Genomic DNA, 23,139 nt, shown 5'->3' with positions numbered 1-23,139 from the left:
TGCGGTTACCCGCCGGCGAACGGCGGCAGGATGTCCACGGTGTCCCCGTCGGAAAGCACCAGGGAGCGGTCCCGTGCGGCATACCCGTTGACCAGGAAGGTGCTGCGGGAAATCACGCTTTTGAGCGGGGGAGTGCCCTCCGGGGCGCTGATGTGGCGGGCGGACAGGAATTCCAGCAGCCCGTCCAGCGTCATCCCGCCGGTGACTGAGTCTCCGGCTCCGCCCGGCCCCGCCTGCGGGAGGGTTTCCTCTTCCGTGCCGGAGGCCGCCTTGGCTGCCCCAAAGTATCGAATCAGCACTTAGCCGCCTATCGCGCTCATGGTCCGGTCCGGCTGCACATAGTCAGCGTCGCCCAGGCCTGTATGGTCCATTCCGTGTGCCTTGGGTTTGCCCCACATGGCGTCCTGCCAGCGTTCCGCAACTGCGGCGTCTCCGGCCTCGGGAGACCGGAGCAGCTCCAGCAGATCCGTTTCCTCGTGCGAGAACAGGCAGCTGCGCACCCTGCCCTCGGCGGTAATCCGGGTCCGGCGGCAGTCCGCGCAGAACGGCTCGGTTACCGAGGCAATGATGCCCACGGTGCCCGCGAGGACGTCAGGGGCACTGCGGCGCCGGACTTCCCAGCGTTCGGCCGGGGCGCCGTCGCGCTGCCGCGGATCCGGAGTGAGGATAAAGTCCCGCTCCATCCGACCGCGGATTTCCGCGGCCGTGATCATTCCGTCGCGGGTCCAGCCGTGGTCTGCGTCCAGCGGCATCTGCTCAATGAAGCGCAGCTCAAAACCGTGGCTGACGGCCCATTCGAGCAGCTCGGGGGAGTCAACGTCGTTAATGCCCCGCATGAGGACGGCGTTGATCTTGATCAGCCCCAGCCCCACCCGTGCCGCTTCCTCCACGCCGGCCAGTACCCGGGTCAGGAACGGACGGCGGGTCAGCTGTGCAAAGGTGTCCGGATGCAGAGTGTCCAGTGACACGTTGATGCGCGTCAGGCCCGCGTCTTTGAGCGCCTGGGCTTTCTTGTCCAGCCCCAGGCCGTTGGTGGTCAGGGAGATGGGAAGCTCCGGGTGGTTGCTCCGGATGCCGGCGATGATGTCCACCAGATCGGCACGCACCAGCGGCTCGCCGCCGGTTAGCCGCAGCTCCCGCACCCCCAGCATCTCGACGCCGATCCGTACCAGCCGGATGATCTCGGCCCCGGACAGCACCTTGTCCTTTGCCAGCCAGTCCAGCCCTTCGGCGGGCATGCAGTAGGTGCAGCGCAGGTTGCATTTATCGGTAAGGGACAGGCGCATGTCCGTGGCCCGCCGGCCATAGCGGTCCAGCAGCCCGTCAGCGGCACGGATCCCGGCCGCAGCGGCGGAGCCCGAAACCACCGCCCCGGCGGAGTCGGCAGGTGCTGCTCCCGCATCGGCTGTGGTGGAAACGCCGCAGCCGGCGAAAGCGGACACGCCGGAGCCCGCCGCGTTCAGCGGCGCACCAATGGACGGCATTCCCAGCTGGATACCCATGGGTCGAGGTTACGCCCTTTCGCGGTTAGGCTCTATCAATGCGTTTTATCTGTCGAAGCAGCAGAGCCCTGGCTCTCTCCGCCGCCCTGCTGGCGGTGGCCGCCGGCTGTTCGGCGCCCGGGCCCGGCAGCGGGTCCGAGGACTCGCCGGAGCCCGACATAACAGTCTTCGCAGCTGCCTCGCTCACGGATGTGATCGGAGCCCTGAATGAAGCCTACGACGGCGGCGGCCGGCTGCGCATCAACCTGGGCTCCAGCGCGCAGCTCTCGGGACAGCTTTTGTCCGGCGCTCCGGCCGACGTCGTCATCACCGCGGATATGGAGTCCCTGGACGCAGCCCGCGACGGGGGTCTGATTTCTGCCGAGCAGGTGGTGGCCGGTAATACGACAGTGCTCGCGCTGGCACCGGGCAACCCCGGCCGGGTAGCGTCGCTGGCTGACCTGGCCTCGCCCGGAGTGCGGGCTGCGGTGTGTGCTGCTTCGGTCCCGTGCGGCCGTGCTGCCGGGCGCGTGCTGGACTCCGCCGGCGTGGCATTGTCCGGGGAAAGCCGGGAGGACAGCGTCCGGTCGGTCTTGACCAAAGTGGCCACGGGACAGGCCGATGCCGGGCTGGTGTACCAAACCGATGCGCTCTCGGCTGCGAATCAAGGGGTGACGTATCTTGAAGTGAGCGATCCAGACCCCAACCAGTACCCCGCGGCACTGACCGCGGAGGGAGCAGACCATGAGGCAGCTGTCCGATTCTACGAGTGGCTTACAGGGGAGGACGCCGCCCGGATCTTCCGCGAGGCGGGCTTCCGGCCTCCCGGACAGTGACCGGGACCGTGACCCGAACGGTGACGCGGGCAGCGGTGCCGGCAGCGGTGCCGGCCGGAACAGGCGCAAGACGGCGGAACGGGGTTCCGCTGTGAACCGCGGCGCGCGCGCCACCACTCCGGCCTGGCTGTGGGTGCCGGCGTCCCTGGCTCTGCTGTTTTGTGCCGGACCCGTGGCCGCACTGCTGCTGAATATTCCCTGGACGTCCCTGGGTTCGCTGCTGACAGCCTCCGAAGCGCGCACCGCTCTGGGGCTGTCCCTGGCCACGTCCGTGGGCTCAACGCTGATCTGCGTGGTGCTGGGCCTGCCGCTGGCCGTGCTGTTCAGCAAGCTGGCAGGTCCGTGGATGCAGCTGCTGCGCGGCATCCTGCTGATACCGCTCGTGCTCTCGCCGGTGGTGTCCGGAATTGCCCTGCTGTACTTCTGGGGACGGCAGGGCCTGGCCGGGCGGGTGCTGGAATCCGCAGGCCTCGGCGTCGGGTATTCACCGGCCGCCGTGCTGATTGTCCAGGTCTTTGTCTCGCTGCCGTTCTTTGTGGTGGCGTCCCTGAGCAGCCTGCGGGCCGTGGACCATGACCTGGAAATGGCAGCCGCCACGTCCGGGGCCGGACCCACGGCGATCCTGCGGTACATCACGGTTCCGCTGGCTTTGCCGGGCATCATCGTGGGCGCACTGCTGGCCTTTGCCCGGTCGCTGGGGGAGTACGGCGCCACCATCACGTTTGCCGGCAGCATCGAGGGCCGCACCCGGACCCTCCCGCTGCAGATTGAGCTGAGTCTCAATTCCAACCAGCCCGAAATTGCGCTGGGCATTTGCCTCATCCTGATCTCCCTGTATCTGGTGCTCTTGGCGGTGGCCCGCTTTGGAGTGGCACTGCTGCTGCCGCGCTGAATCCGCCCCTCCCGGCACCCCTCCCCCCAACGAAAGCGTGCAGCATGATCCCGCAGGGCAGCAGAACACCCAGCAGAAAACCCACCGGAAACCCCGTCAGGAAATTCACCGCCCGGCACCTGTCCCTGTGGTCCGCTGCCGCCGGAGTGGTGGCCGCGGGCCTGGGCGTGGCGGCCGGGGAGCTGTCCGCAGCATTGATGAGCCCGTCGCTCTCCCCGGTCTCCGCAGTGGGCTCGGTTGTCATTGATGGCATGCCCGCTCCGGTGAAGGAGTGGGCCATCGGTTTGTTCGGCACGGCTGACAAGACAGCGTTCCTGGTGTCCATGGCAGCCCTTATTGCCGTCTGCGGCGGGGTTGCCGGCATCCTGCAGCTGCGCCGCCCGCCCAGCGGCAGCGTACTCATCGGCCTCCTGGGCGCGGCGGGGCTGGCGGCCGTAGTGACCCGGCCGCAGATGGGTGCACTTTCGCTGGTGCCACCGGGACTTGCGGCAATCGTCGGGATTGTTGTGCTGCGGGCCCTGCTGGCCCGCATCGAGGCATGGCGGGACGCCGTCCCCGAGGAGGCCGGCCCCCGGCGGCGGGAGGTGCTCCTGGGCGTGGGAGGAGGAGCCGCCGTCGGCGTGGTGGCCGGCGCTCTGGCGGGAGGCTCCCGCGCGGGGCAGGTCACTACGGCGGCCCTGCGCGACGGCGTGGCCCTGCCTGCCGCCGTCACTCCGGCAGCACCAATCCCCGCCGGGGCGGAACTGGGAATTGCCGGACTGGACCCGGTGCTGACTCCGGCAGCTGACTTCTACCGCATTGACACCGCCCTGAGCGTGCCGCTGGTGAACCCCGACCAGTGGACCCTCAAGGTCACCGGCCTGGTGGACCGTGAGGTGGAGATCAACTTTGCCCAGCTGCTGGCCAAGCCGCTGCAGGAAAGCTACGTCACCCTCGCCTGCGTCTCGAACGAGGTGGGCGGAAGCCTGGTCGGCAACGCCAAATGGCTGGGCTGGCCGGTGCGCAACCTGCTGGCCGCCGCCGGTGTGCAGTCCGGCGCGGACATGGTGCTGTCCACCAGTAAGGACGGCTGGACGGCCTCCACGCCGCTGGAAGCCCTGACGGACAACCGTGACGCCCTGCTGGCCGTGGGCATGAACGGGGCAGCGCTTCCCCTGGAGCACGGTTTCCCGGTCCGTCTGGTGGTCCCCGGACTGTACGGCTACGTCTCGGCCACCAAGTGGGTCACCGAGCTCAAGGTCACCCGCTTCGCCGATGAGGTGGCCTACTGGACACAGCGCGGCTGGACTGAACGCGGCCCCGTCAAGCTCTCTTCACGCATCGACACGCCCGCGCGCGGCGCCGCGGCGGAAGCCGGCACTGTCACCGTGGCAGGGATGGCCTGGGCACAGCACACCGGCATCAAGGGAGTGCAGGTACGGGTCGACGGCGGCGCCTGGCAGGACGCGGACCTGGCCTCTTCGATCTCGTCGGACACCTGGGTCCAGTGGTCCGCCCGCCTTGACCTTGAGCCGGGGGAGCATGACATCACCGTGCGCGCCATCGACGCCAACGGCACCGAGCAGGATGAAACGGAACGGCCGGTTGTTCCCGACGGTGCCACCGGCCTGCATACAATTCGGGTGAAGGTCCGCTAGGAACTGTTCCCGCCAGCAAAGGAATCCGGTGTCCACTCCCAACACCCCGCCCGCCGATGAGCCCGGCGGCCGCCCGGCACAGCGTTCGCCGCGCAGCGCGGCCGAGCACCAGGACGCCGTGCGGAACCTGCTGGCAGCAGGATTCCGCGAGCGGCCCCCGGGCACCGAGGACACGGACCTGATCAGCGCCCGCGGACGGATCCTCGCCGCCGATGTTGCGGCCCCCGGCAGCCTGCCGCCGTTCGCAAATTCCCAAATGGACGGGTACGCCGTGCACGCGGCAGACCTGGCTGCGGCCGGCACCGGGACAGGGGAACCTGCCGCCCTGGTGGAACTGGCCGTCGCGGCGCCCATCCCCGCCGGTTCCGAACCATCCGCCCTGGCCCGCGGCACAGCTGCCCCCATCATGACCGGTGCCATGCTCCCGCCCGGTGCGGACGCCGTCGTCCCCATTGAGCAGGCGATACCGGATTCGTTTCCGGCGCCGGAGGGCACATCTCCCGCGGAGTCAGGAGTTCCCTCCCCGCCCGCCGTCCGGCTTCCCGCCGGCGTGCCCGCCGGGCAGTATGTGCGCGGTGCCGGCAGCGACATCAGGGCCGGAGACCCCGCGCTGACCGCCGGCACGGTCCTGGGACCCGGGCAGCTGGGTCTGCTGGCGGCACTGGGACTGGACCGCGTTGCCGTGCTGGCCCGCCCCCGGGTGCTGCTGCTGACCACCGGAGACGAGGTGGTGCCGCCGGGACATCCGCTGCACCCGGGCCAGATCCACGACGCCAACACCACTTTGCTGCGCTCGCTGCTGGAGGAAGCCGGAGCGCAGGTGCAGCTCACCCGGGTGCTGGCCGACTCGCCGCAGGAGTTGAGGGACCGGCTGCACGCCGACCTCGCCGAAGGGCAGCCCGATCTGGTGATTACCTCCGGCGGCATCAGCAAAGGCGCCTACGAAGTGGTGAAGCAGGGCCTGGAGGCGGAAGACGTGCACTTCCTATCCGTCGCCATGCAGCCCGGCGGCCCGCAGGGGATCGGCCGCGTTGCCGGCATTCCCTTCCTTGCCTTTCCCGGCAATCCGGTCAGCTGCGTGGTGTCCTTTGAGATGTTCCTGCGCCCGGCGCTGAGCAGCGTCACGGGCCTGCCCCGGCCGCGGCTGCAGCTGCCGGCCGCACTGCGCGAGGACACCCGCAGCCCCGCCGGCAAGCATCAGGTCCGCCGCGGCCGGTATCTGCCGCCGGCCGTTCCCGGCGGCACCGGAGAGGTGGAACTGGTGGGCGGCCCGAGCTCGCACCTGGTCCATGCCCTGGCCGCTTCCAACGCGCTGGTGCACCTGCCCGCCGGCCGGGAGTCCTTTCCCGCCGGCACCGAAGTGACAGTATGGCTGTTGGACCGGTAACTCTTCCGGGCTCCGAAGCGTTGACGAAAGACTTATTTGCCTGCGGGGTCCGCCCGCATCTTTGAAGGGATTTATCCATGGCCGGCAGCAACGAGCAGCAGCTCGGGCTCACCCATGTCCGCGACGACGGCACCGCCCACATGGTGGACGTGTCCGCCAAGACTGAGACCGCGCGGGAAGCCACAGCCGCGGCACGGCTGCGCACCACCCCCGAGGTCCTCAAGCTGATCTCCGGCGGCGGACTGCCCAAGGGCGACGCCCTGGCCGTGGCCCGCATCGCCGGGATCATGGGCGCCAAGCAAACCTCCACGCTGATTCCGCTGTGCCATCCGCTGCCCCTGACCAAGGTGACGGTGGACTTCGACACGGAAGAATCCGACGTCGTCATCCGGGCCACCGTGAAGACCAAGGCGCTCACCGGCGTCGAAATGGAAGCCCTGACCGCCGTGTCCGTGGCCGCGCTGACGCTGTACGACATGATCAAGGCCGTGGACAAGCACGCCTCTATTACGGATATCCGGGTCCTCGCCAAATCCGGCGGCAAGAGCGGAGACTGGACGCTGTGAGTTCCCATCCGGGCGGCCGGCACGAGCCGCCGCACCAGCAGCCGCGCCGCACCGCCGCCGTCCTGATCGCTTCCACCCGCGCGGCCCGCGGGGCATACGAGGATGAATGCGGTCCGCTGGCCGCGGACTGGCTGTACGCGCTGGGGTTCGACGTCGTGCTCGCCGAGGTGGTGCCCGACGGCGTTGCCGTAGGCGAATCGCTGCGCCGGATGCTCGCGCTGGAACCGGCCGTGATCCTGACCAGCGGCGGCACCGGGCTGAGCCCCGACGACCTCACGCCGGAACAGACCCTGCCGCTGCTGGACCGGGAGGTGCCCGGGGTGATGGAGGCGCTGCGCGCGGACGGGCGCACCAAGACGCCCATGGCGGCCATCAGCCGCGGCCATGCCGGCACCGCGGGACGGACGTTCATCGTGAACCTGCCCGGTTCACCCGGGGCCGTGGCGGACGGACTCGCGGTGCTGGAACCGGTCATCGGACATATCTGCGGACAGCTGGAAGGACGAAATGAGCACTGAAACTCCGGCGCCGGGAGGCGCCAACGCCATGTCAGAGGTCATCAACGCCACCGTTTCAGACCTGCCGCTGAATGCCGAACATGCCAACGCAGCCGCATGGAGCCCCGAGTGCGGGGCGGTGGTGGGCTTCAGCGGAATTGTCCGCAACCACGACGGCGGCCGCGGGGTGGCCACCCTGTCCTACAGTGCCCATCCGAGTGCGGAGGAAGTCCTCGCCGCAGTGGCGGCGGACATCGCGGACAAGTACGACGGCGTGCGGATTTGGGTGGGGCACCGCACCGGCCCGCTGCAGATCGGTGAGGCGGCCCTGGTGGCTGCCGTCGCCTCGGCGCACCGCGGCGTGGCCTTCGCCGCCTGCTCGGAACTGGTGGACACCGTTAAGGCACGGGTGCCCATCTGGAAAGAACAGGGATTCTCGGACGGAACCACGGAGTGGGTGGGAGTCGGCGAGTCAGACGGTGTTCAGGACGCTCCGCTGTGACCGGTAATCTGGGGGTATGACTGAGCAACTAGCCGTAGCGGTCCTCGGTGCCGGCGGCCGCATGGGATCCGAAGCCGTTAAGGCCGTTGAAGCGGCCCCCGATCTTCGCCTGGCAGCCGCCCTGGGCCGCGGGGATTCCCTCGAGACCCTGGTCTCCGCCGGGGCTCAGTACGTCATTGACCTCACCGTTCCGGACAGCACGGAAGCCAACGTCCGGTTCGCCGTCGAACACGGCATGCACGCCGTCGTAGGCACCACCGGCTGGGACGCGGACCGGCTGGAGCGGCTCGCGGCGCTGCTGCAGAAGCATCCCGGCACCGCCGTCCTGATCGCCCCCAACTTTGCCCTCGGCTCCGTCCTGGCCTCGGCCTTCGCTGCGCAGGCCGCCCGGTACTTCGAATCGGTGGAAGTCATTGAACTGCACCATCCGGACAAGATCGACGCTCCGTCCGGCACCGCCGTCCGCACCGCGGGAATGATCGCGCAGGCCCGTGCCGACGCCGGCGTCGGACCCTCTCCGGATGCCACCACCAAGGAAGTTTTCTGCGCCCGCGGCGCGGACATTGACGGTGTCCGCGTGCATTCCGTGCGGCTGCGCGGCCTGGTGGCCCACCAGGAGGTGCTGTTCGGCGGTGCGGGGGAGCAGCTGACCATCCGCCACGACTCCTTTGACCGGGCCTCCTTCATGCCCGGCGTCCTGCTGGGCGTGCGGGAAGCGGCGGCCCACCCCGGCCTCACCGTTGGCCTTGACGGCTACCTGAACCTGAACGCTCCGAACTCCTAAACGACTGCACGGCTAAACGACTGCGCGGCACTGATGCCGCGGCTCACTGATTGCTAAAGGAACACCTTGTCTTTTTTTACCGGGCTTTTCACGAACAAAGCCAAGATCGGCGTCCTGCTGGTCACCCTCCTGCTGGTGTTCTACCTGGTGATTTCCTTCCAGCGCGGCTGGACGCTGCTGAGCGCCGATGAGTTCAGCGCCAAGGCCCTGGGCGCGGCCTACCTGGTGCTTCCGATCGTGGGTGCCTGGGCACTGATCCGGGAACTGCAGTTTGGCGGGCGGACCGAGAAGATGGCACACATCCTGGCCGGCGAGGGCGGGCTGCCGGTGGATAACCTGCCGCGCACCCCGGGCGGCCGGATCATCCGCGAGGCTGCGGATGCCGAGTTCCCCAAATACCAGGCCGAGGTGGAGGCCCAGCCGGATTCCTGGCGCGCCTGGTTCCGCCTCTCCTGCGCCTACGACGCCGCCGGGGACCGCAAGCGGGCACGCGACGCGATGCGCCGCGCGGGCCGGCTCTTCAAATAGCCCCTCCCCGCAACCAGTCCCACCCGCGAGGGAACCGTGCCTATTTCGTGAGCGAACCGTGGCGGGCCAGCGAGGACGCTCCGTGGGTCACCATTTCCAGCGGCCCGCGCGAGCCGAGCTTGGCAAAGGCGATGCCAATCGCTGCCGCCGCCACCGCCGAGATCCAGAAAAGCCACACCGGCTCCGGCGGCACGGGCAGGGCGTCGGTGACGCTCATGATCCACACATGCACGCTGTAGAGGGTCAGGGTCATGGCTCCCGCTGCGGACAGCGGCAGCAGCAGGTTGGGCCGCGCCCGGGTCAGCAGCAGGCACACACCGACGACGGCGGCTGCCGTGCCGGCCGTGTGCAGCAGGTCCAGCGGGGTGCCCGAGTGCGGGCCGCTGACCGCCAGCCACCACCAGGAACCGGTCTGTTTTACTCCGGCGAGATTGACTTCCATCATCTGCTCCAGCGGCCAGATCCGTCCGGAGTTGGTGGCCAGGATGGCCTCCAGGCCGCCCTTGTCCAGCAGCAGGTAGTAGCTCAGGAACTTTGCCCCCGCCGCAGCGGTAATGCCGGCCGCCACCAGTCCCGTCTGCACCGGCAGCTCGCCCAGCCGCAGGCGGCCGATGAGCATGCCGATGAGCAGGTAGCTCAGCCACTGGACGACGGGGTAAAAGCCGGTAAACAGGACGTCGGCGGCCAGGGTGGCCGGCTGCAGGAACGCATCCCAGGTGATGTTGGTGTCCAGCGTGGGCGGCGAGACGTGTTCATAGAGCCAGGGCCGGATGAGGTACGCGGCCACGGGGGAAAGCAGCAGCCAGCCGCCCGCCCAGAGGGCCAGCTTCGGCACGCGCATGCCCACAAACGGCAGGGCCAGCAGGAACAGGATGCCGTAGTGGAACAGGATAATGGCGATTGACGTGTCCAGCCCGCCCAGCGTCAGCCCCGCCAGCGCAATGATGAGGGCCCGTACGGCGATGCCCCGGCGGTCTGCAGTCAGCGCGCTTCCGGAGCGGGGCTGGCTGCCGCCGGTGAGCAGCGCCAGGCCGATCCCGGCCACCACCGCGAACAGTGCCGAAGAGCGGCCGGACAGCACGAGTCCCGTCCAGGACGGTACGCCCGTCTGCTCGTTGTACAGGGGAAAAATGTGGGTCGCCATCATGCCCAGAAGCGCTATGCCCCGGGCCGCGTCAATGCCCGTAAGCCGCCGTCCGATCATGCTCCGATCGTCTCACAGCAGTGCCGGACTTCCGCAGTGCGTCCACGGTGCGGGCAGATACGGAAACCGCGCGTCATCCCCGGCCCTCCGCCGGGCTGGAACAGTGCCGCGTTGTCCCAAGGCCGTGTGCAGCGGGTAACGTTTTACCCATGGCTGACTCTGATATTCGTGCACTTCCGTTTGGAACCCTCGTCACCGCAATGGTGACACCGTTCACCGAGGACGGTGCCGTGGACTTCGACGCCACGGCCAACCTCGCCAACAAGCTTGTCGAAGACGGCTGCGACGGTCTCGTGGTTTCCGGAACCACGGGGGAGACCTCCACGCTGGAGGACAGTGAAAAGGAAGACCTCTTCCGGGTCGTCGCCGAAACCGTGGGCGGCCGCGCGAAGGTCATTGCCGGCACCGGCACCAACCACACCTCCCACTCAGTGGAAATGGCCCGGCGCGCGCTCCGGGCAGGCGCCGACGCGCAGCTGGTCGTTACGCCCTATTACAACAAGCCCACCCAGGCCGGCGTCGTCGCCCACTTTGAAGCCGTGGCCGCCGCCACCGAGCTGCCGATCATGATCTATGACATCCCCGGCCGCGCCGGCATCGCGATCTCCACCGACACCATGGTGCGCCTGGCCAACATTCCCACGGTCCTGGCCCTGAAGGACGCCAAAGCGGATTTTGCCGCGGTCACGCAGGTCCTGGCGAACACGACTTTGGACGTCTATGCCGGCGATGACAGCCTGACCCTTCCGTGGATGGCCGCAGGAGCCGTGGGAGTTGTCAGCGTTACCGCCCACGTTGCCACCGCACAGTTCCGCGCCCTGGTGGACGCCGCAGCAGCAGGTGACCTGGCCACCGCACGCCGGATCCACTTCGAGCTGGACCCCGTGGTGCGTGCCGTGATGAGTCACATCCCCGGCGCCGTGTCCGCCAAGCAGATCCTGAGGATGCAGGGAGTTATTCCGAACGCTGCCGTACGGCTGCCGCTGGTGGCCCCCGACGCCGTCGAAATGGAAACTGTCCTGACTGATCTGGCCGAGGCGGGCTGGGACTTTTCCCGGGCCCTTTCCACCAACGAGGCGTAAGCACCATGACTGAAGCAGCGGACTCGGCACTGAGAACCCCTCCGGCCCTGGAAGAAGGGACCCTGCGGATTGTTCCGCTGGGCGGCCTCGGAGAAATCGGCCGCAACATGGCCGTGTTCGAGATCAACGGCAAGCTGCTGATCGTGGACTGCGGCGTCCTTTTTCCGGAAGAGAACCAGCCCGGCGTTGACCTGATCCTTCCGGATTTCTCCTATATCGAAGACCGGCTCGACGACGTGGTGGGCGTGGTCCTGACTCACGGCCACGAGGACCACATCGGCGCCGTGCCGTATCTGCTGCGCCTGAAGCAGGACATTCCGCTGATCGGTTCCCAGCTCACGCTGGCCCTGGTGGAAGCGAAGCTGCAGGAACACCGGATCAAGCCGTTCAGCTTCACCGTCACTGAGGGCCAGGTGGAGCAGTTTGGCCCGTTCGAGTGTGAATTCGTGGCCGTGAACCACTCCATTCCGGATGCCCTGGCCGTGTTCATCCGCACCGAGGGCGGCACTGTCCTGCACACCGGTGACTTCAAGATGGACCAGCTCCCGCTGGACGGCCGGATCACCGACCTGCGCGCCTTCGCCCGGCTGGGACAGGAGGGCGTGGACCTGTACATGGCGGACTCCACCAACGCCGATGTCCCCGGTTTCACCACGGCCGAGCGGGAAATCGGCCCGGTGCTGGAGGCCCTGTTCGGCAAGGTCAAGAAGCGCATCATCGTGGCGTCCTTCTCCTCGCACATCCACCGGGTCCAGCAGGTGCTGGACGCCGCGGCCGTGCACAACCGCAAGGTCTGCTTTGTGGGCCGGTCCATGGTCCGCAACATGGCCATTGCCGAGAAACTCGGATACCTCCACGTGCCCGACGGCATCCTGGTGGATTTGAAGAACGTCGATGACATGCCCGATGACCGGCTGGTGCTGATGTCCACCGGATCCCAGGGCGAGCCGATGGCAGCCCTGTCCCGCATGGCCAACGGCGACCACCGGATCCGGGTTGGCCGGGGTGACACGGTGATCCTTGCGTCGTCGCTGATTCCGGGCAATGAGAACGCCGTCTTCCGGGTCATCAACGGCCTGATGAAGCTCGGTGCCGACGTGGTGCACAAGGGCAACGCCAAGATCCACGTCTCCGGCCACGCTTCGGCCGGCGAATTGCTGTACACGTACAACATCCTCAAGCCCAGGAACGCCATGCCCGTGCACGGCGAGACCCGGCACCTGATTGCCAACGGCAAGCTCGCCGAGGCCACCGGCGTACCGGCGGAGAACGTGATCCTGGCCGATGACGGCACAGTGGTGGACCTGCGCGAGGGCAAAGCCAGAGTGGTGGGCGCCGTCGACTGCGGTTTTGTCTACGTGGACGGCTCCAGCGTTGGCGAGATCACCGACACGGACATCAAGGACCGCGTCATCCTCGGCGAGGAAGGGTTCATTTCCGTCATCACCGTGGTCAACCGCAGCACCGGCACCATAGTTTCCGGGCCGGAAATCCATGCCCGGGGCTTCGCCGAAGAGGACGCGGTGTTTGACGAGATCAAGCCCAAGATCAGCTCCGCGCTGGAGGAAGCGGTGACGTCCAACAAGGACCACACCACGTACCAGCTCCAGCAGGTGGTCCGCCGCGTGGTGGGCACCTGGGTCAACCGGCGCCTGCGCCGGCGTCCCATGATCGTTCCCGTGGTTCTGGAAGCCTAGGCGGGAAACCCTTTCCAGCGACTCCAAAGTACGGTATCCGGCGGGGCCGGGCAGACGCGTAAATCCGCGGTTTGCCCGGCCCCATCGGGTACGGTGGAGCGTATGGCCACTCGTACTTCCCCTGCCGCACGCGGCGGTGCTTCCGGCCGGACCACCAGCCGGAACACCGGGGGCACCTCAGGAAAAAACTCCGGCAAAACCCAGCCGCGGGGAAAAGCGACCGGCCGCTCGGGTGCTGCCGCCAAAGCACAGGCCGACGCCGAGCAGGTTCCGCTGCCGCTGCGCGCTGTCCAGGGTGCCTGGATGGGCATGGCCCGGCTGGCCGGAGCGGGCATCCGCAAACTTGGTGCCGACGTCAGCCCGGACCGCGACGTCCGGCGGGACGGCACCGGATTCTTCCTCATCCTCACGGCACTCGCCGTGGCCACCGTTGAGTGGTGGGCGCTGCGCGGCCCGGTGGCGGACATCATCCACGCCGGCGCGGCAGGCACTTTCGGCTGGATGGCCGTTGTCCTGCCCTTCCTGCTCCTGACCGGCGCCGTAAGGCTTTTCCGCTACCCGGAGCGCCACCGCGCCAACAGCCGCATCAGCATTGGGCTGACCCTCATTCTTTTCGCCGGCTCCGGCATCACGCACATTGTGGGCGGCTCGCCGGCCCTGTCCGACGGTTTTGACCGGCTTTGGGAATCCGGCGGCATTGTCGGATTCCTGGTTGCCGGCCCGCTGTCCGCGGCGCTGACCACCTGGCCCGTGGCCATCCTGCTTGGCCTGCTGGTTTTTGTTGGCCTGCTCATCATTACGGCCACGCCGTTCCGCCACATTCCGCTGCGCCTTCGCGCCCTCTACGAACACCTGATGGGGCAGGACCTTGCCCCGGATGATCCCGAGGCGCATGACCAGAGCTATCTCTACGAACGCGACCACCTCCCGAAAAAGGCACCGAAAAAGAAGTCACGGATGTTCAGCCGCGGCCCCGAAACTCAGGAGCATCTTGCCCCTGAAGGTTTTGCCGGCGACGAGGCCTTTGAACGCGCCGTGCTGGCGGACGAAGAGGAACAGGCATCAGCGGCTGCAGCGGCTGCAGCGGAACCGGCTGTTCCGCCGGGCGTGCGCCGCCCCACCCGGTCCGAACTGGCCACACAGAAGATCCGCCGGGCGCAGGGTCTGCCCGCGAAGGGTGCCTTCGACGGCGGTTTTGACGGCGCCGAACCTCCCACCGAGGCCATCGCCCTGGTTCCTGAGGCCGCAGCGGAGCTCACCGCGGTGGAAGGGCTGCCTCCCGTTCCCGCCATGCCCCCGGTTCCCGAGCGGACTGTCCGAAACCTCACTCCGGCCACGCCCATTCCGCAGCGCACCGAACAGCTGCAGCTCTCCGGCGACGTAACCTACACCCTGCCGCCGTCGGAATTCCTGCCCGCCGGGCCCCCCGCCAAGGAACGCTCCGAGGCCAACGACGCCGTCGTCGACGCGCTGACCAACACCCTGGACCAGTTCAAGGTGGAAGCACACGTCACCGGATTCAGCCGCGGTCCCACGGTGACGCGCTATGAAATTGAGCTGTCGCCGGGCACCAAGGTGGAGCGGGTGACCGCTCTGTCCAAGAACATCTCCTACGCCGTGGCCTCCTCCGACGTTCGCATCCTCTCGCCCATCCCCGGGAAGTCCGCGATCGGCATCGAGATTCCCAACGCGGACAAGGAAGTGGTGGCCCTGGGCGACGTGCTTCGCTCCAACGCCGCCCGCAAGACCGAACATCCGATGGTGATGGGCGTCGGCAAGGACGTGGAGGGCGGCTTTGTGGTGGCCAACCTCGCCAAGATGCCGCACCTCTTGGTGGCCGGTGCCACCGGTGCAGGCAAGTCCTCGTTCGTGAACTCCATGATCACCTCCATCCTGATGCGCTCCACCCCTGATGAAGTGCGCATGGTGATGGTGGACCCCAAGCGTGTGGAACTCACCGCGTATGAGGGCGTGCCGCATCTGATCACGCCGATCATCACCAATCCCAAGAAGGCCGCCGAGGCCCTGCAGTGGGTGGTCCGTGAAATGGACACCCGCTATGACGACCTGGCCAATTTCGGTTTCAAGCACATCGACGACTTCAACAAGGCCGTGAAGCTGGGCAAGGTTGTTCCGCCGGCCGGTTCCAAGCGCGTAGTGCGTCCCTACCCGTACCTGCTGGTGATTGTGGATGAGCTCGCGGACCTGATGATGGTGGCCCCGCGCGACGTGGAAGACTCCATTGTCCGCATCACCCAGCTGGCCCGTGCCGCGGGCATCCACCTGGTCCTGGCTACCCAGCGTCCCTCGGTGGACGTGGTCACCGGCCTGATCAAGGCCAATGTGCCTTCCCGCATGGCCTTCGCTACGTCCTCCGTCACCGACTCCCGCGTGGTGCTGGACCAGCCCGGTGCTGAAAAGCTTTTGGGCCAGGGTGACGCGCTGTTCCTGCCGATGGGCGCCAACAAGCCCATCCGCGTGCAGGGTGCCTGGGTCACCGAGTCGGAAATCCACCGCGTGGTGGAGCACGTCAAGGGACAGCTGGGCGCCGTCTACCGCGAGGACGTCACGGTCACCGCGCCGAAGAAGCAGATCGAAGATGACATCGGCGATGACATGGACGTCCTGCTTCAGGCCACCGAACTGGTGGTCACCACCCAGTTCGGGTCCACCTCCATGCTCCAGCGCAAGCTCCGTGTCGGGTTCGCCAAGGCGGGACGCCTGATGGACCTGCTGGAGTCCCGCGGCGTCGTCGGGCCCTCCGAAGGCTCGAAGGCCCGCGACGTGCTCGTCAAGCCCGATGACCTGGCAGCCACGCTGGCAGCCATCAGCGGGGGAGAGGGCGCCAGCGGCCCGTCGGCCGCTGAAACTGCCGCCCTGGCGGACAACGCCAACGTTAACCACGGGTTCGACTCCGATCCGCTCGCCGGCCCCGTGGACCTGGTGGCCCAGGACCTGGAGGGCCGCCAGCAGGCGACCGAGTACCACGACGGGGGAGACGACGGCGAGGATGGCGGATCCGAGGACGCGTGGAGTCTGACCGGCCGCTGAATCCCCGCTAGGCTGGATGTGTGAGCAACTCTTCTACCGGGAACGCCCCCCTCCTGAACATCGCCAACGTCCTGACGGTTGTGCGGATCCTGATGGTTCCGCTTTTCATCTGGCTGCTCCTGGCCGATGACGGCCGGCACGGTCTCTACCGCTGGCTGGCCGTGGCCACCTTCGCCGTCGCCATCTACACCGACAAGCTCGACGGCGACCTGGCCCGCAGCCGGGGACTGATCACCGACTTCGGCAAGATCGCCGATCCGATTGCGGACAAGCTGCTGATCGGTTCGGCACTGGTGATGCTGTCCGCGCTGGGCGAGCTGTGGTGGTGGGTGACCATCGTGATCCTGGTTCGGGAAATCGGCATCACCCTGCTGCGGTTCGTGGTGATCCGCTACGGCGTCATGGCAGCCTCACGCGGCGGCAAGCTCAAGACAGTGATCCAGACTTTCGCGATCTTCCTCTTCCTGCTGCCGCTGACCACGTGGCTGGGCAGCTGGGCCTGGTGGATCAGCGCCGTGGTGATGGCCGCCGCACTGGTGGTCACCGTGGTGACCGGTGCTGACTATGTCGTCAAGGCGCTGCAGCTGCGCCGCAGGGCGCTGCAGAGTCCGGGCGCCAGGTGACATCGGCTCCCGATGCGGCCGCTGTGGTTTCCGCCGCTTCGGACGCAGGCCTCACCGTGGCAACTGCGGAGTCCCTCACGGCAGGCATGGTGGCTGCCGAGCTGGGCGCGGTTCCAGGCGTATCGGCAGTACTTGCCGGCGCGGTGGTGGCTTACTCCAACTTTGTGAAGAATAAAGTCCTGGGAGTCGATGCCGACCTGCTTGCCGCGGCGGGATCCGTCGACGCCGGGGTGGCCGGGCAGATGGCCGAGGGTGTCCGGCGGTTGCTGGAGACGGACCTGGGCGTGTCAACCACGGGAGCTGCCGGGCCTGAGCCGCACGACGGCAAGGCTGTGGGCTGCGTGTTTATCGCCGTCGCATCGCCGCAGGGCACTCTGGTGGAAGAGTATTTGTTTTCCGGAGACCGGGCAGCCATCCGCCGGCAGGCCTGCGACGAAGCACTTGTACTGCTGGGCCGGGTCCTTGCGGAGCACCCCTGAATCGGGTCCTGAGAACCGGGCAGCGGCAACGGGAACAAATCCCGGAGACGCTCAGTTGTTAGTATCAGGAACCGCCAAGGTTTCCCGATTACGATCTTTAAATATCTGCGGGGCAACCGCAGCCGGACCACATAGGGAGCAGGACGATACAGATGGTTAAGCAACCCGTATCCGTGAACGGCGTTATTCGCTGGCGGGATGTAGGGTTGGCGGAAGATGCACACCGGGAGCCAAAGGAGCGCAAAATGGTTGTTCTTCGTCATGAAATTGGCGACGTCTTGCGCGATGTCCGTCAGCGTCAGGGTCGTACCCTGCGCGAGGTATCGCACAGCGCACGCGTTTCACTTGGCTACCTTAGTGAGGTGGAACGAGGCCAGAAGGAAGCATCATCGGAACTTCTGTCCTCCATCTGCACCGCACTTGATGTGCCATTGTCCCTGATGCTTCGTGAGGTCAGTGACCGGGTGGCGAGTGCAGAAGGCATCGCCATACCTGACACCGTGCCGTCGGAATTCTCGCGCGAGTTTGCCCGCGAATTCCCGGAGGACATGGCTCGGGACCTGGCCCGCACACCGTAGACCTACATCAACAAGGCTGCAGCTCCTCGGCAGCTTGTCCACCAAAACCAAAAAGGCCCCGCCGCAAGGCAGGGTCTTTTTGCTGTCTCCACAGGCTGCTCATATCTCGGGGCCTTTTGAGGTTCGGGCCGGCGGGCTCAGTGTTCGCGGGCGTACGAGTCGTTGAGCTTGGTCAGCAATGACCCCAGCTGGACAAGGTCCTCTTCCACCCAGTCCTGGAGCAGGGTCCGGAACAGGTCCTTGCGGGCCGCCTGGGTCCGCGCCAGTGCCTGTGAACCGGCCGGAGTCAGCGAAATGGTCTGGGCCCGGCCGTCGAGCGGGTCGGCATGCTTCTGCACCAGGCCAAGGCTTTCCAGCATGACAATCTGACGGCTCACGGACGGCTTCCCGATGCCGATGCTTGCCGCGATATCTGTCAGCCGCATCTCCTGATGCTGCTGCAGCAGCACCAGGAGGCCGTAGGCCGCCGGTTCCATGTCCGGATGCACCTGACGGGCAACCTTGCTCGAATTCGAACGGGCACGGCGCCACAGTACTGACAGCTCATGTTCAAGGGTGTCTATCGCGGTTTCATTGTGCTGCAGTTCGGGGGAGGACTCCGTCTCGCTCATAACTCCTATTCTAGGCATTTGAGCACAGGGTCCCCTGCGGAGGCCTTTGGCCCGAGCCGGTACGAAGTCATCAGCCGGCTCCTGCGGACGTGAGAAGATTAAGCGATGCGACTCAGTGATTTTTGGCGGCTTATGGACGACGAATTCGGTTCGGCCTACTCCCGTGTGCTGGCATCGGACCTCGTCCTGGGCTCCCTTGGCGGCAAGACGGCAGAAGAGGCGCTGAGAGGTGGAATTGAGCCCAAGTCCGTGTGGCTGGCAGTCTGCGATGTTCAGGAAGTGCCCCCGGAACGGCGGCTTGGCAGGGATATTCCGCCAAAGAATTAGCAGTTGGCTTGATCTGCAGCAGGACACGCCGAAGCGCATATTCGAATACCTGTTCGGATGCGGCTATGCTCCTACACAAGGGCGATGCGACCGCAGAACTGCCCCGGATATCCCCACGGCAGTCCGCTCCGCTGTTTTGTCAGTGCCGCCGCATATGGTCGTAGGTGAGCAGGACAACCGGCCTTCGGGCCACGTAAAACTCAAACAACCGAGGTGAAGAATGGCAGCAGCAGTCGACCGCGCAAAGGCTCTAGAAGCAGCGCTGGCCCAGATCGACAAGCAGTACGGCAAGGGCTCGATCATGCGGCTCGGAGACGAGGTCCGTGCTCCGGCAGAAACCATCTCCACCAGCTCGATCGCCCTGGACCTGGCGCTCGGCATAGGCGGACTCCCGCGGGGCCGCGTCGTGGAAATCTACGGCCCGGAATCCTCGGGTAAGACCACCCTGGCACTGCATGTTGTGGCCAACGCCCAGAAGAACGGCGGCATCGCCGCCTTCATCGATGCGGAGCACGCCCTGGACCCCATCTACGCCGCGCGCCTGGGCGTAGACACCGACTCCCTGCTGGTATCCCAGCCGGACACCGGTGAGCAGGCCCTGGAAATCATGGACATGCTGATCGGTTCAGGATCGGTGGACGTAGTCGTCATCGACTCCGTGGCAGCCCTGGTTCCCCGCGCCGAAATCGAAGGCGACATGGGCGACAGCCACGTCGGCCTTCAGGCCCGGCTCATGAGCCAGGCGCTCCGGAAAATCGCCGGTCGCCTGAGCCACACCAACACCACGGCAATCTTCATCAACCAGCTCCGTGAAAAAATCGGCGTGATGTTCGGCAGCCCGGAAACCACCACCGGCGGCAAGGCCCTGAAGTTCTATGCTTCAGTGCGCATTGACGTGCGCCGTATTGAGACGCTGAAGGAGGGGACGGTTCCGGTAGGTAACCGCACCCGCGCCAAGATCGTCAAGAACAAGATGGCCCCGCCCTTCAAGCAGGCCGAGTTCGACATCATCTACGGCACCGGAATCTCCCGTGAGGGCGGGTTGATCGACATGGGCGTGGAGCATGGCTTCGTCAAGAAGTCCGGCGCCTGGTTCACCTATGACGGAGACCAGCTGGGCCAGGGCAAGGAAAATGCCCGCAAGTTCCTGCGCGACAATCCTGAGCTCACGGATGAACTGGAACGCCGGCTGCGCGAAAAGCTGGGCATCAACGGACCGGCATCCGAGGAAGCTCCGGCTGAACCGAAGCTCAAGGCCGTTCCGAAGAACTCATAGTTCACATGCACGAGCAGAACAGCGGGTTTTCCGGTGCCGATGAGGCGGCCGGAGAGCCCGTTGCCGTTCCTGCGGACCGTGAGCGTGATCCGTATGCCGCAGCACGCAACATTGTGCTGCGGCAGCTGACCAGTTCTCCGAAGAGCCGCCGCCAGCTGGCCGTCAAACTGGCTGAAAAGGAAATACCTGAGGACGTTGCCGGGGCCGTGCTGGACCGTTTCGAAGAAGTGCAGCTGGTGGACGACGCTGAGTTTGCCCGCATGTGGGTGGCCAGCCGGTCCCGGTCCAAGTCCCTGGCCCGGGGAGCCCTCAAAAGGGAACTGGCAGAGAAGGGCATCTCCGGGGACCTGGCCGCCGAGGCTTTGGAACAGGTCAGCGACGAGGACGAATATGTTGCAGCCAGGGCACTGGCCCGCCGCCGGCTGCAGTCCTCAGTGGACCTTTCGGACCGGGCGGCAAGGGACAAACAGGCCAGGCGTCTGGTGTCCATGCTGGCCCGCAAGGGCTACTCCCCGTCGGTGGGCTACCGCGTTGTCAATGAAGTCATTGGCGATGTGCTGGACCAGCCGCCCGAAGAGGACTGGTAAAAAACCCTAGGTTGATGCGTGGGCGGTACCGTATGCTGAGCCACGATGTTGACACTGTTGCTGCCGGGGAAGAAGTCAACTGCTGCTTCCCTAGGTTCCGTCGTATTGGCCGGAGTGCTTACCGCCTCCGCCTTTACTGCTGTGCCTGCGGTGCTCGCTCCTGCCCCTGCTGCCGCGGCGGACTACCCGTCGTGGGAAGAAGTTGAGCAAGCCAAACGCAGCGCCGGGGCCAAAGCAGACCAGGCCGCGGAAATTGAAGCACTTCTGGATGAACTCTCTGCTGACGCCGGCACGCTCGGAACCGCCGCCGTGCAGGCCTCTTCCGATGCCCGGAGAGCGGCCGCGGAAGTTGATGCCGGCAGCCGTGCCGTTGACGTCTTATCCGCCCAGCGGGCTGAGGCCGCCGGAGCCGCAGCGGCGCTCACCGAGCAAATGGGCGCCCTTGCCGCGCAGACTTACAAAACCGGCGGAATGGACTCCAACCTGATAATGCTCCTGGATGCCGATGCAGGGGCCGGAGCTCTGGACCGGCTCGCCGCGCTGCAGGGGATCAGCGGCCGGACGGACAGTCTGCAGGCTCAGGCCGCGGCCGCCGAATCCGTTTTGGGGAGTCTCGAAGAGCGGGAAGCCGCCGCCCTGAAGAGCCGGGAAGAATCCGCTGCCGAGGCCCGCCGGCTTGAGGCCTCGGCCCGGGCCGCGGCAATTGACGCAGATGCTGCGGTACGGGAAGTCCAGGTGCGAAGCGCTGTCCTGCTGGAACAGCTGGCGGCCCTCCGGAGCACCAGTGTGGCCGTGGAAGCAGAGCGGTTGAAGGGCATGGAGGCGGAGCAGACATACATCAGACAGCAGCAGGAAGCGGAAGAAGCGGCCCGAAGAGCCCAAGCAGAAAAGGATGCTGTGCGGGACAGCACACAAAAGCCTGTTCTTCCACCTTCTGCGGGTCCGGATCCGGTGATTAATCCCACGGTTCCGCCCTTGGTACCAGCTCCCCGTCCTGCCACTCCAGCCCCATCACTCCCTCCGTCCTCACCCGCTCCGCAACCGGTTCCCAGGCCGGAGCCTGCGCCGGCCCCCGGTCCGGAGCCCGTTCCAACCCCGTCTCCCGGGCCGGTCGACGACCCTGCGGGGGCACAGGCCTACGCTGCCGGACGGCTGGGCGCCTATGGTTGGGGACAGGACCAGCTCAGGTGCCTGATCAACCTGTGGCAGCGTGAGTCCGGCTGGCGGACCAGCGCAAACAACCCCTACAGCGGCGCCTACGGCATCCCCCAATCCCTGCCCGGGGACAAGATGGCAAGCATCGGACCGGACTGGCGCACCAACTACCGGACCCAGATCGAATGGGGTCTGGGGTACATCCAATCCCGGTACGGCAGCCCCTGCTCCGCCTGGCAGCATTCTGAAGAAAAAAACTGGTATTAGAACTTCTTCTCCCTGGAACTGTCAATCCGGCCGTTACCGATTCGAGACACTGACCCAGAATCCATCTGTAGCGTCTCGGTGCTATGACTTCCCCCCACAAAGATGCCCTCGGCAACGAAGACACCGCAGTACGGAACGCCTCCGGCCAGGACGGCTCCCACCACATCCTCAACCAGGAACGCCTGCGGATCCACCGCAGCCGCAAGCTCCGTATTGGCGCCGTTGCCGTGGCAGGCGCGCTGGCGTTCTTCGGTATTGCCGGAGCCTCGGTGCAAAACGACCAGCTGCGCGCCAACCTGGTGAGCCTGACTTCACCGACAGCTGCACCGGAATCGATCTCCACCCCCTCCTCAGAGGACGACGCGGAGCCCGACGCGGACGCCACCCCTGAAGCGCAGCAGAAGGCGGCCGACGAAGCGGCTGCCGCAGATGCGCAGAGCCAGGAGGCCGAAGCGGCCGCATCAGCCGAGCAGGCCAAAGCAGCAGAGGATGCCAAGGCAGCAGAGGACGCGAAGGCAGCAGAGGATGCAAAGGCCGCCGAAGCGGCCGCCGCAGACGCAGCCAAGGCCGCCGAAGAAACCAAGGCTGCAGAAGCCGCCGCCGCCGAGGCGGCCGCCGCGGAAAACGCCCGGCTTGCGGCCGAGCAGGAAGCAGCGGCACAGGCAGCTGCCGCCCGGGCTGCCGCCGACCGTGCGGCAGAGGAAGAAGCTGCTGCAGCTGCAGCAGCGGTCCCCATGGATGACCCCGCCGGAGCCAAGAGCTACGCGGCGTCGGCCCTGGCCGGTCACGGCTGGGCAGCCTCCGAGATGACCTGCCTCAACACGCTGTGGGAGAAGGAATCCAACTGGATGACCAGCGCCACCAATGCCAGCAGCGGAGCGTACGGGATTGTGCAGTCACTTCCCGCGGAGAAAATGGCCTCATCGGGACCGGACTACCTCACGAATCCCAAGACCCAGATCAACTGGGGCCTGAGCTACATCGAATCCCGGTACGGCAGCCCCTGCTCCGCACTGAACTTCCACTACGCAAACAACTGGTACTAAACCCGGCAGCAACTTCCCCCGGGGGCAGCGCCCGCCCGGGCGTCCT

The 23,139-nt window shown here is 66.6% G+C and carries 24 protein-coding genes; 20 read left to right on the top strand and 4 right to left on the bottom strand.

Going from position 1 to position 23,139, the window contains the following annotated elements; genetic code table 11:
- Nucleotides 1-5 precede the first annotated feature (5 nt).
- Both AC4D2Q_RS06730 and moaA read right to left on the bottom strand, forming a co-directional pair.
- On the bottom strand, nucleotides 6-299 hold the full coding sequence (locus AC4D2Q_RS06730) for a MoaD/ThiS family protein (RefSeq protein WP_490945771.1): 294 nt from the start codon (nucleotides 297-299) through the stop codon (nucleotides 6-8).
- A complete protein-coding gene (gene moaA / locus AC4D2Q_RS06725; protein WP_490945770.1) occupies nucleotides 300-1,502 on the bottom strand; it encodes a GTP 3',8-cyclase MoaA in 1,203 nt (400 codons plus the stop codon).
- Nucleotides 1,503-1,540: 38 nt separating this feature from the next.
- On the opposite strand from moaA, the gene modA reads away from it, so the two are divergent.
- The 9 genes from modA (at nucleotide 1,541) to AC4D2Q_RS06680 (ending at nucleotide 9,110) form a co-directional block, all read left to right on the top strand.
- Nucleotides 1,541-2,317 (top strand): molybdate ABC transporter substrate-binding protein, encoded by a 777-nt coding sequence (gene modA, locus AC4D2Q_RS06720; RefSeq protein WP_490945769.1) that lies wholly within the window; start codon nucleotides 1,541-1,543, stop codon nucleotides 2,315-2,317.
- Nucleotides 2,318-2,408: 91 nt separating this feature from the next.
- The gene (locus AC4D2Q_RS06715; protein ID WP_490945768.1) at nucleotides 2,409-3,209 is read left to right on the top strand and encodes a molybdate ABC transporter permease subunit; all 801 of its coding nucleotides are present in this window, start codon (nucleotides 2,409-2,411) and stop codon (nucleotides 3,207-3,209) included.
- A gap of 44 nt (nucleotides 3,210-3,253) precedes the next feature.
- Nucleotides 3,254-4,846: a molybdopterin-dependent oxidoreductase gene (locus AC4D2Q_RS06710; protein WP_490945767.1), complete on the top strand. Its 1,593-nt coding sequence runs from the start codon at nucleotides 3,254-3,256 to the stop codon at nucleotides 4,844-4,846.
- Between the two features lie 28 nt (nucleotides 4,847-4,874).
- Entirely contained in the window at nucleotides 4,875-6,233 is a 1,359-nt protein-coding gene (locus AC4D2Q_RS06705) for a molybdopterin molybdotransferase MoeA (protein ID WP_490945766.1), read from the top strand.
- Nucleotides 6,234-6,310: 77 nt separating this feature from the next.
- The gene (gene moaC / locus AC4D2Q_RS06700; RefSeq protein ID WP_490945765.1) at nucleotides 6,311-6,799 is read left to right on the top strand and encodes a cyclic pyranopterin monophosphate synthase MoaC; all 489 of its coding nucleotides are present in this window, start codon (nucleotides 6,311-6,313) and stop codon (nucleotides 6,797-6,799) included.
- Nucleotides 6,796-7,317, top strand: a complete 522-nt coding sequence (locus tag AC4D2Q_RS06695) for a MogA/MoaB family molybdenum cofactor biosynthesis protein (RefSeq protein ID WP_490945764.1) — start codon at nucleotides 6,796-6,798, stop codon at nucleotides 7,315-7,317. The genes moaC and AC4D2Q_RS06695 overlap by 4 nt, the downstream gene beginning before the upstream one ends.
- Nucleotides 7,307-7,798 carry a molybdenum cofactor biosynthesis protein MoaE gene (locus AC4D2Q_RS06690; RefSeq protein ID WP_490945763.1) on the top strand — a complete coding sequence of 164 codons (492 nt, stop codon included), beginning with the start codon at nucleotides 7,307-7,309 and terminating at the stop codon, nucleotides 7,796-7,798. Before AC4D2Q_RS06695 ends, AC4D2Q_RS06690 begins: the two co-directional genes overlap by 11 nt.
- A gap of 16 nt (nucleotides 7,799-7,814) precedes the next feature.
- The gene (gene dapB, locus AC4D2Q_RS06685) at nucleotides 7,815-8,582 is read left to right on the top strand and encodes a 4-hydroxy-tetrahydrodipicolinate reductase (protein ID WP_490945762.1); all 768 of its coding nucleotides are present in this window, start codon (nucleotides 7,815-7,817) and stop codon (nucleotides 8,580-8,582) included.
- Nucleotides 8,583-8,648: 66 nt separating this feature from the next.
- On the top strand, nucleotides 8,649-9,110 hold the full coding sequence (locus AC4D2Q_RS06680) for a hypothetical protein (protein ID WP_490927359.1): 462 nt from the start codon (nucleotides 8,649-8,651) through the stop codon (nucleotides 9,108-9,110).
- Nucleotides 9,111-9,150: 40 nt separating this feature from the next.
- On the opposite strand, the gene AC4D2Q_RS06675 is transcribed toward AC4D2Q_RS06680, so the two are convergent.
- Nucleotides 9,151-10,314: a heparan-alpha-glucosaminide N-acetyltransferase domain-containing protein gene (locus AC4D2Q_RS06675; RefSeq protein WP_490945761.1), complete on the bottom strand. Its 1,164-nt coding sequence runs from the start codon at nucleotides 10,312-10,314 to the stop codon at nucleotides 9,151-9,153.
- Between the two features lie 149 nt (nucleotides 10,315-10,463).
- Between AC4D2Q_RS06675 and dapA the strand changes: the two genes are divergently transcribed.
- From dapA to AC4D2Q_RS06645, 6 genes are all read left to right on the top strand, one after another.
- Nucleotides 10,464-11,396, top strand: coding sequence for a 4-hydroxy-tetrahydrodipicolinate synthase (gene dapA, locus AC4D2Q_RS06670; protein WP_490945760.1), 933 nt, complete (start codon nucleotides 10,464-10,466; stop codon nucleotides 11,394-11,396).
- A gap of 5 nt (nucleotides 11,397-11,401) precedes the next feature.
- Nucleotides 11,402-13,093, top strand: coding sequence for a ribonuclease J (locus AC4D2Q_RS06665; RefSeq protein WP_490945759.1), 1,692 nt, complete (start codon nucleotides 11,402-11,404; stop codon nucleotides 13,091-13,093).
- A gap of 102 nt (nucleotides 13,094-13,195) precedes the next feature.
- On the top strand, nucleotides 13,196-16,144 hold the full coding sequence (locus AC4D2Q_RS06660; protein WP_490945758.1) for an FtsK/SpoIIIE family DNA translocase: 2,949 nt from the start codon (nucleotides 13,196-13,198) through the stop codon (nucleotides 16,142-16,144).
- 20 nt (nucleotides 16,145-16,164) lie between these two features.
- Nucleotides 16,165-16,767, top strand: coding sequence for a CDP-diacylglycerol--glycerol-3-phosphate 3-phosphatidyltransferase (pgsA, locus tag AC4D2Q_RS06655; protein ID WP_490945757.1), 603 nt, complete (start codon nucleotides 16,165-16,167; stop codon nucleotides 16,765-16,767).
- Nucleotides 16,764-17,246, top strand: coding sequence for a CinA family protein (locus AC4D2Q_RS06650; RefSeq protein WP_490945756.1), 483 nt, complete (start codon nucleotides 16,764-16,766; stop codon nucleotides 17,244-17,246). Before pgsA ends, AC4D2Q_RS06650 begins: the two co-directional genes overlap by 4 nt.
- 152 nt (nucleotides 17,247-17,398) lie before the next feature.
- Nucleotides 17,399-17,824, top strand: a complete 426-nt coding sequence (locus AC4D2Q_RS06645; RefSeq protein WP_269436918.1) for a helix-turn-helix domain-containing protein — start codon at nucleotides 17,399-17,401, stop codon at nucleotides 17,822-17,824.
- Between the two features lie 137 nt (nucleotides 17,825-17,961).
- On the opposite strand, the gene AC4D2Q_RS06640 is transcribed toward AC4D2Q_RS06645, so the two are convergent.
- Complete coding sequence (locus AC4D2Q_RS06640) at nucleotides 17,962-18,435, bottom strand: MarR family winged helix-turn-helix transcriptional regulator (RefSeq protein WP_490927366.1); 474 nt, start codon at nucleotides 18,433-18,435, stop codon at nucleotides 17,962-17,964.
- A 105-nt stretch (nucleotides 18,436-18,540) separates the two neighbouring features.
- On the opposite strand from AC4D2Q_RS06640, the gene AC4D2Q_RS06635 reads away from it, so the two are divergent.
- From AC4D2Q_RS06635 to AC4D2Q_RS06615, 5 genes are all read left to right on the top strand, one after another.
- Nucleotides 18,541-18,762: a DUF3046 domain-containing protein gene (locus AC4D2Q_RS06635; protein WP_490945755.1), complete on the top strand. Its 222-nt coding sequence runs from the start codon at nucleotides 18,541-18,543 to the stop codon at nucleotides 18,760-18,762.
- 220 nt (nucleotides 18,763-18,982) lie between these two features.
- Entirely contained in the window at nucleotides 18,983-20,038 is a 1,056-nt protein-coding gene (gene recA / locus AC4D2Q_RS06630; RefSeq protein WP_400925918.1) for a recombinase RecA, read from the top strand.
- A gap of 5 nt (nucleotides 20,039-20,043) precedes the next feature.
- The gene (locus tag AC4D2Q_RS06625) at nucleotides 20,044-20,625 is read left to right on the top strand and encodes a regulatory protein RecX (RefSeq protein ID WP_490945754.1); all 582 of its coding nucleotides are present in this window, start codon (nucleotides 20,044-20,046) and stop codon (nucleotides 20,623-20,625) included.
- A 45-nt stretch (nucleotides 20,626-20,670) separates the two neighbouring features.
- Nucleotides 20,671-22,047, top strand: coding sequence for a coiled-coil domain-containing protein (locus tag AC4D2Q_RS06620; protein ID WP_490945753.1), 1,377 nt, complete (start codon nucleotides 20,671-20,673; stop codon nucleotides 22,045-22,047).
- A gap of 83 nt (nucleotides 22,048-22,130) precedes the next feature.
- The gene (locus AC4D2Q_RS06615) at nucleotides 22,131-23,093 is read left to right on the top strand and encodes an aggregation-promoting factor C-terminal-like domain-containing protein (RefSeq protein ID WP_490945752.1); all 963 of its coding nucleotides are present in this window, start codon (nucleotides 22,131-22,133) and stop codon (nucleotides 23,091-23,093) included.
- Nucleotides 23,094-23,139: the final 46 nt, after the last annotated feature.

This window comes from Arthrobacter sp. TJ-178 (assembly GCF_058269275.1).
Note: the sequence above shows the minus strand (reverse complement) of the source record. Positions and strands in the feature narration are given on the sequence as shown.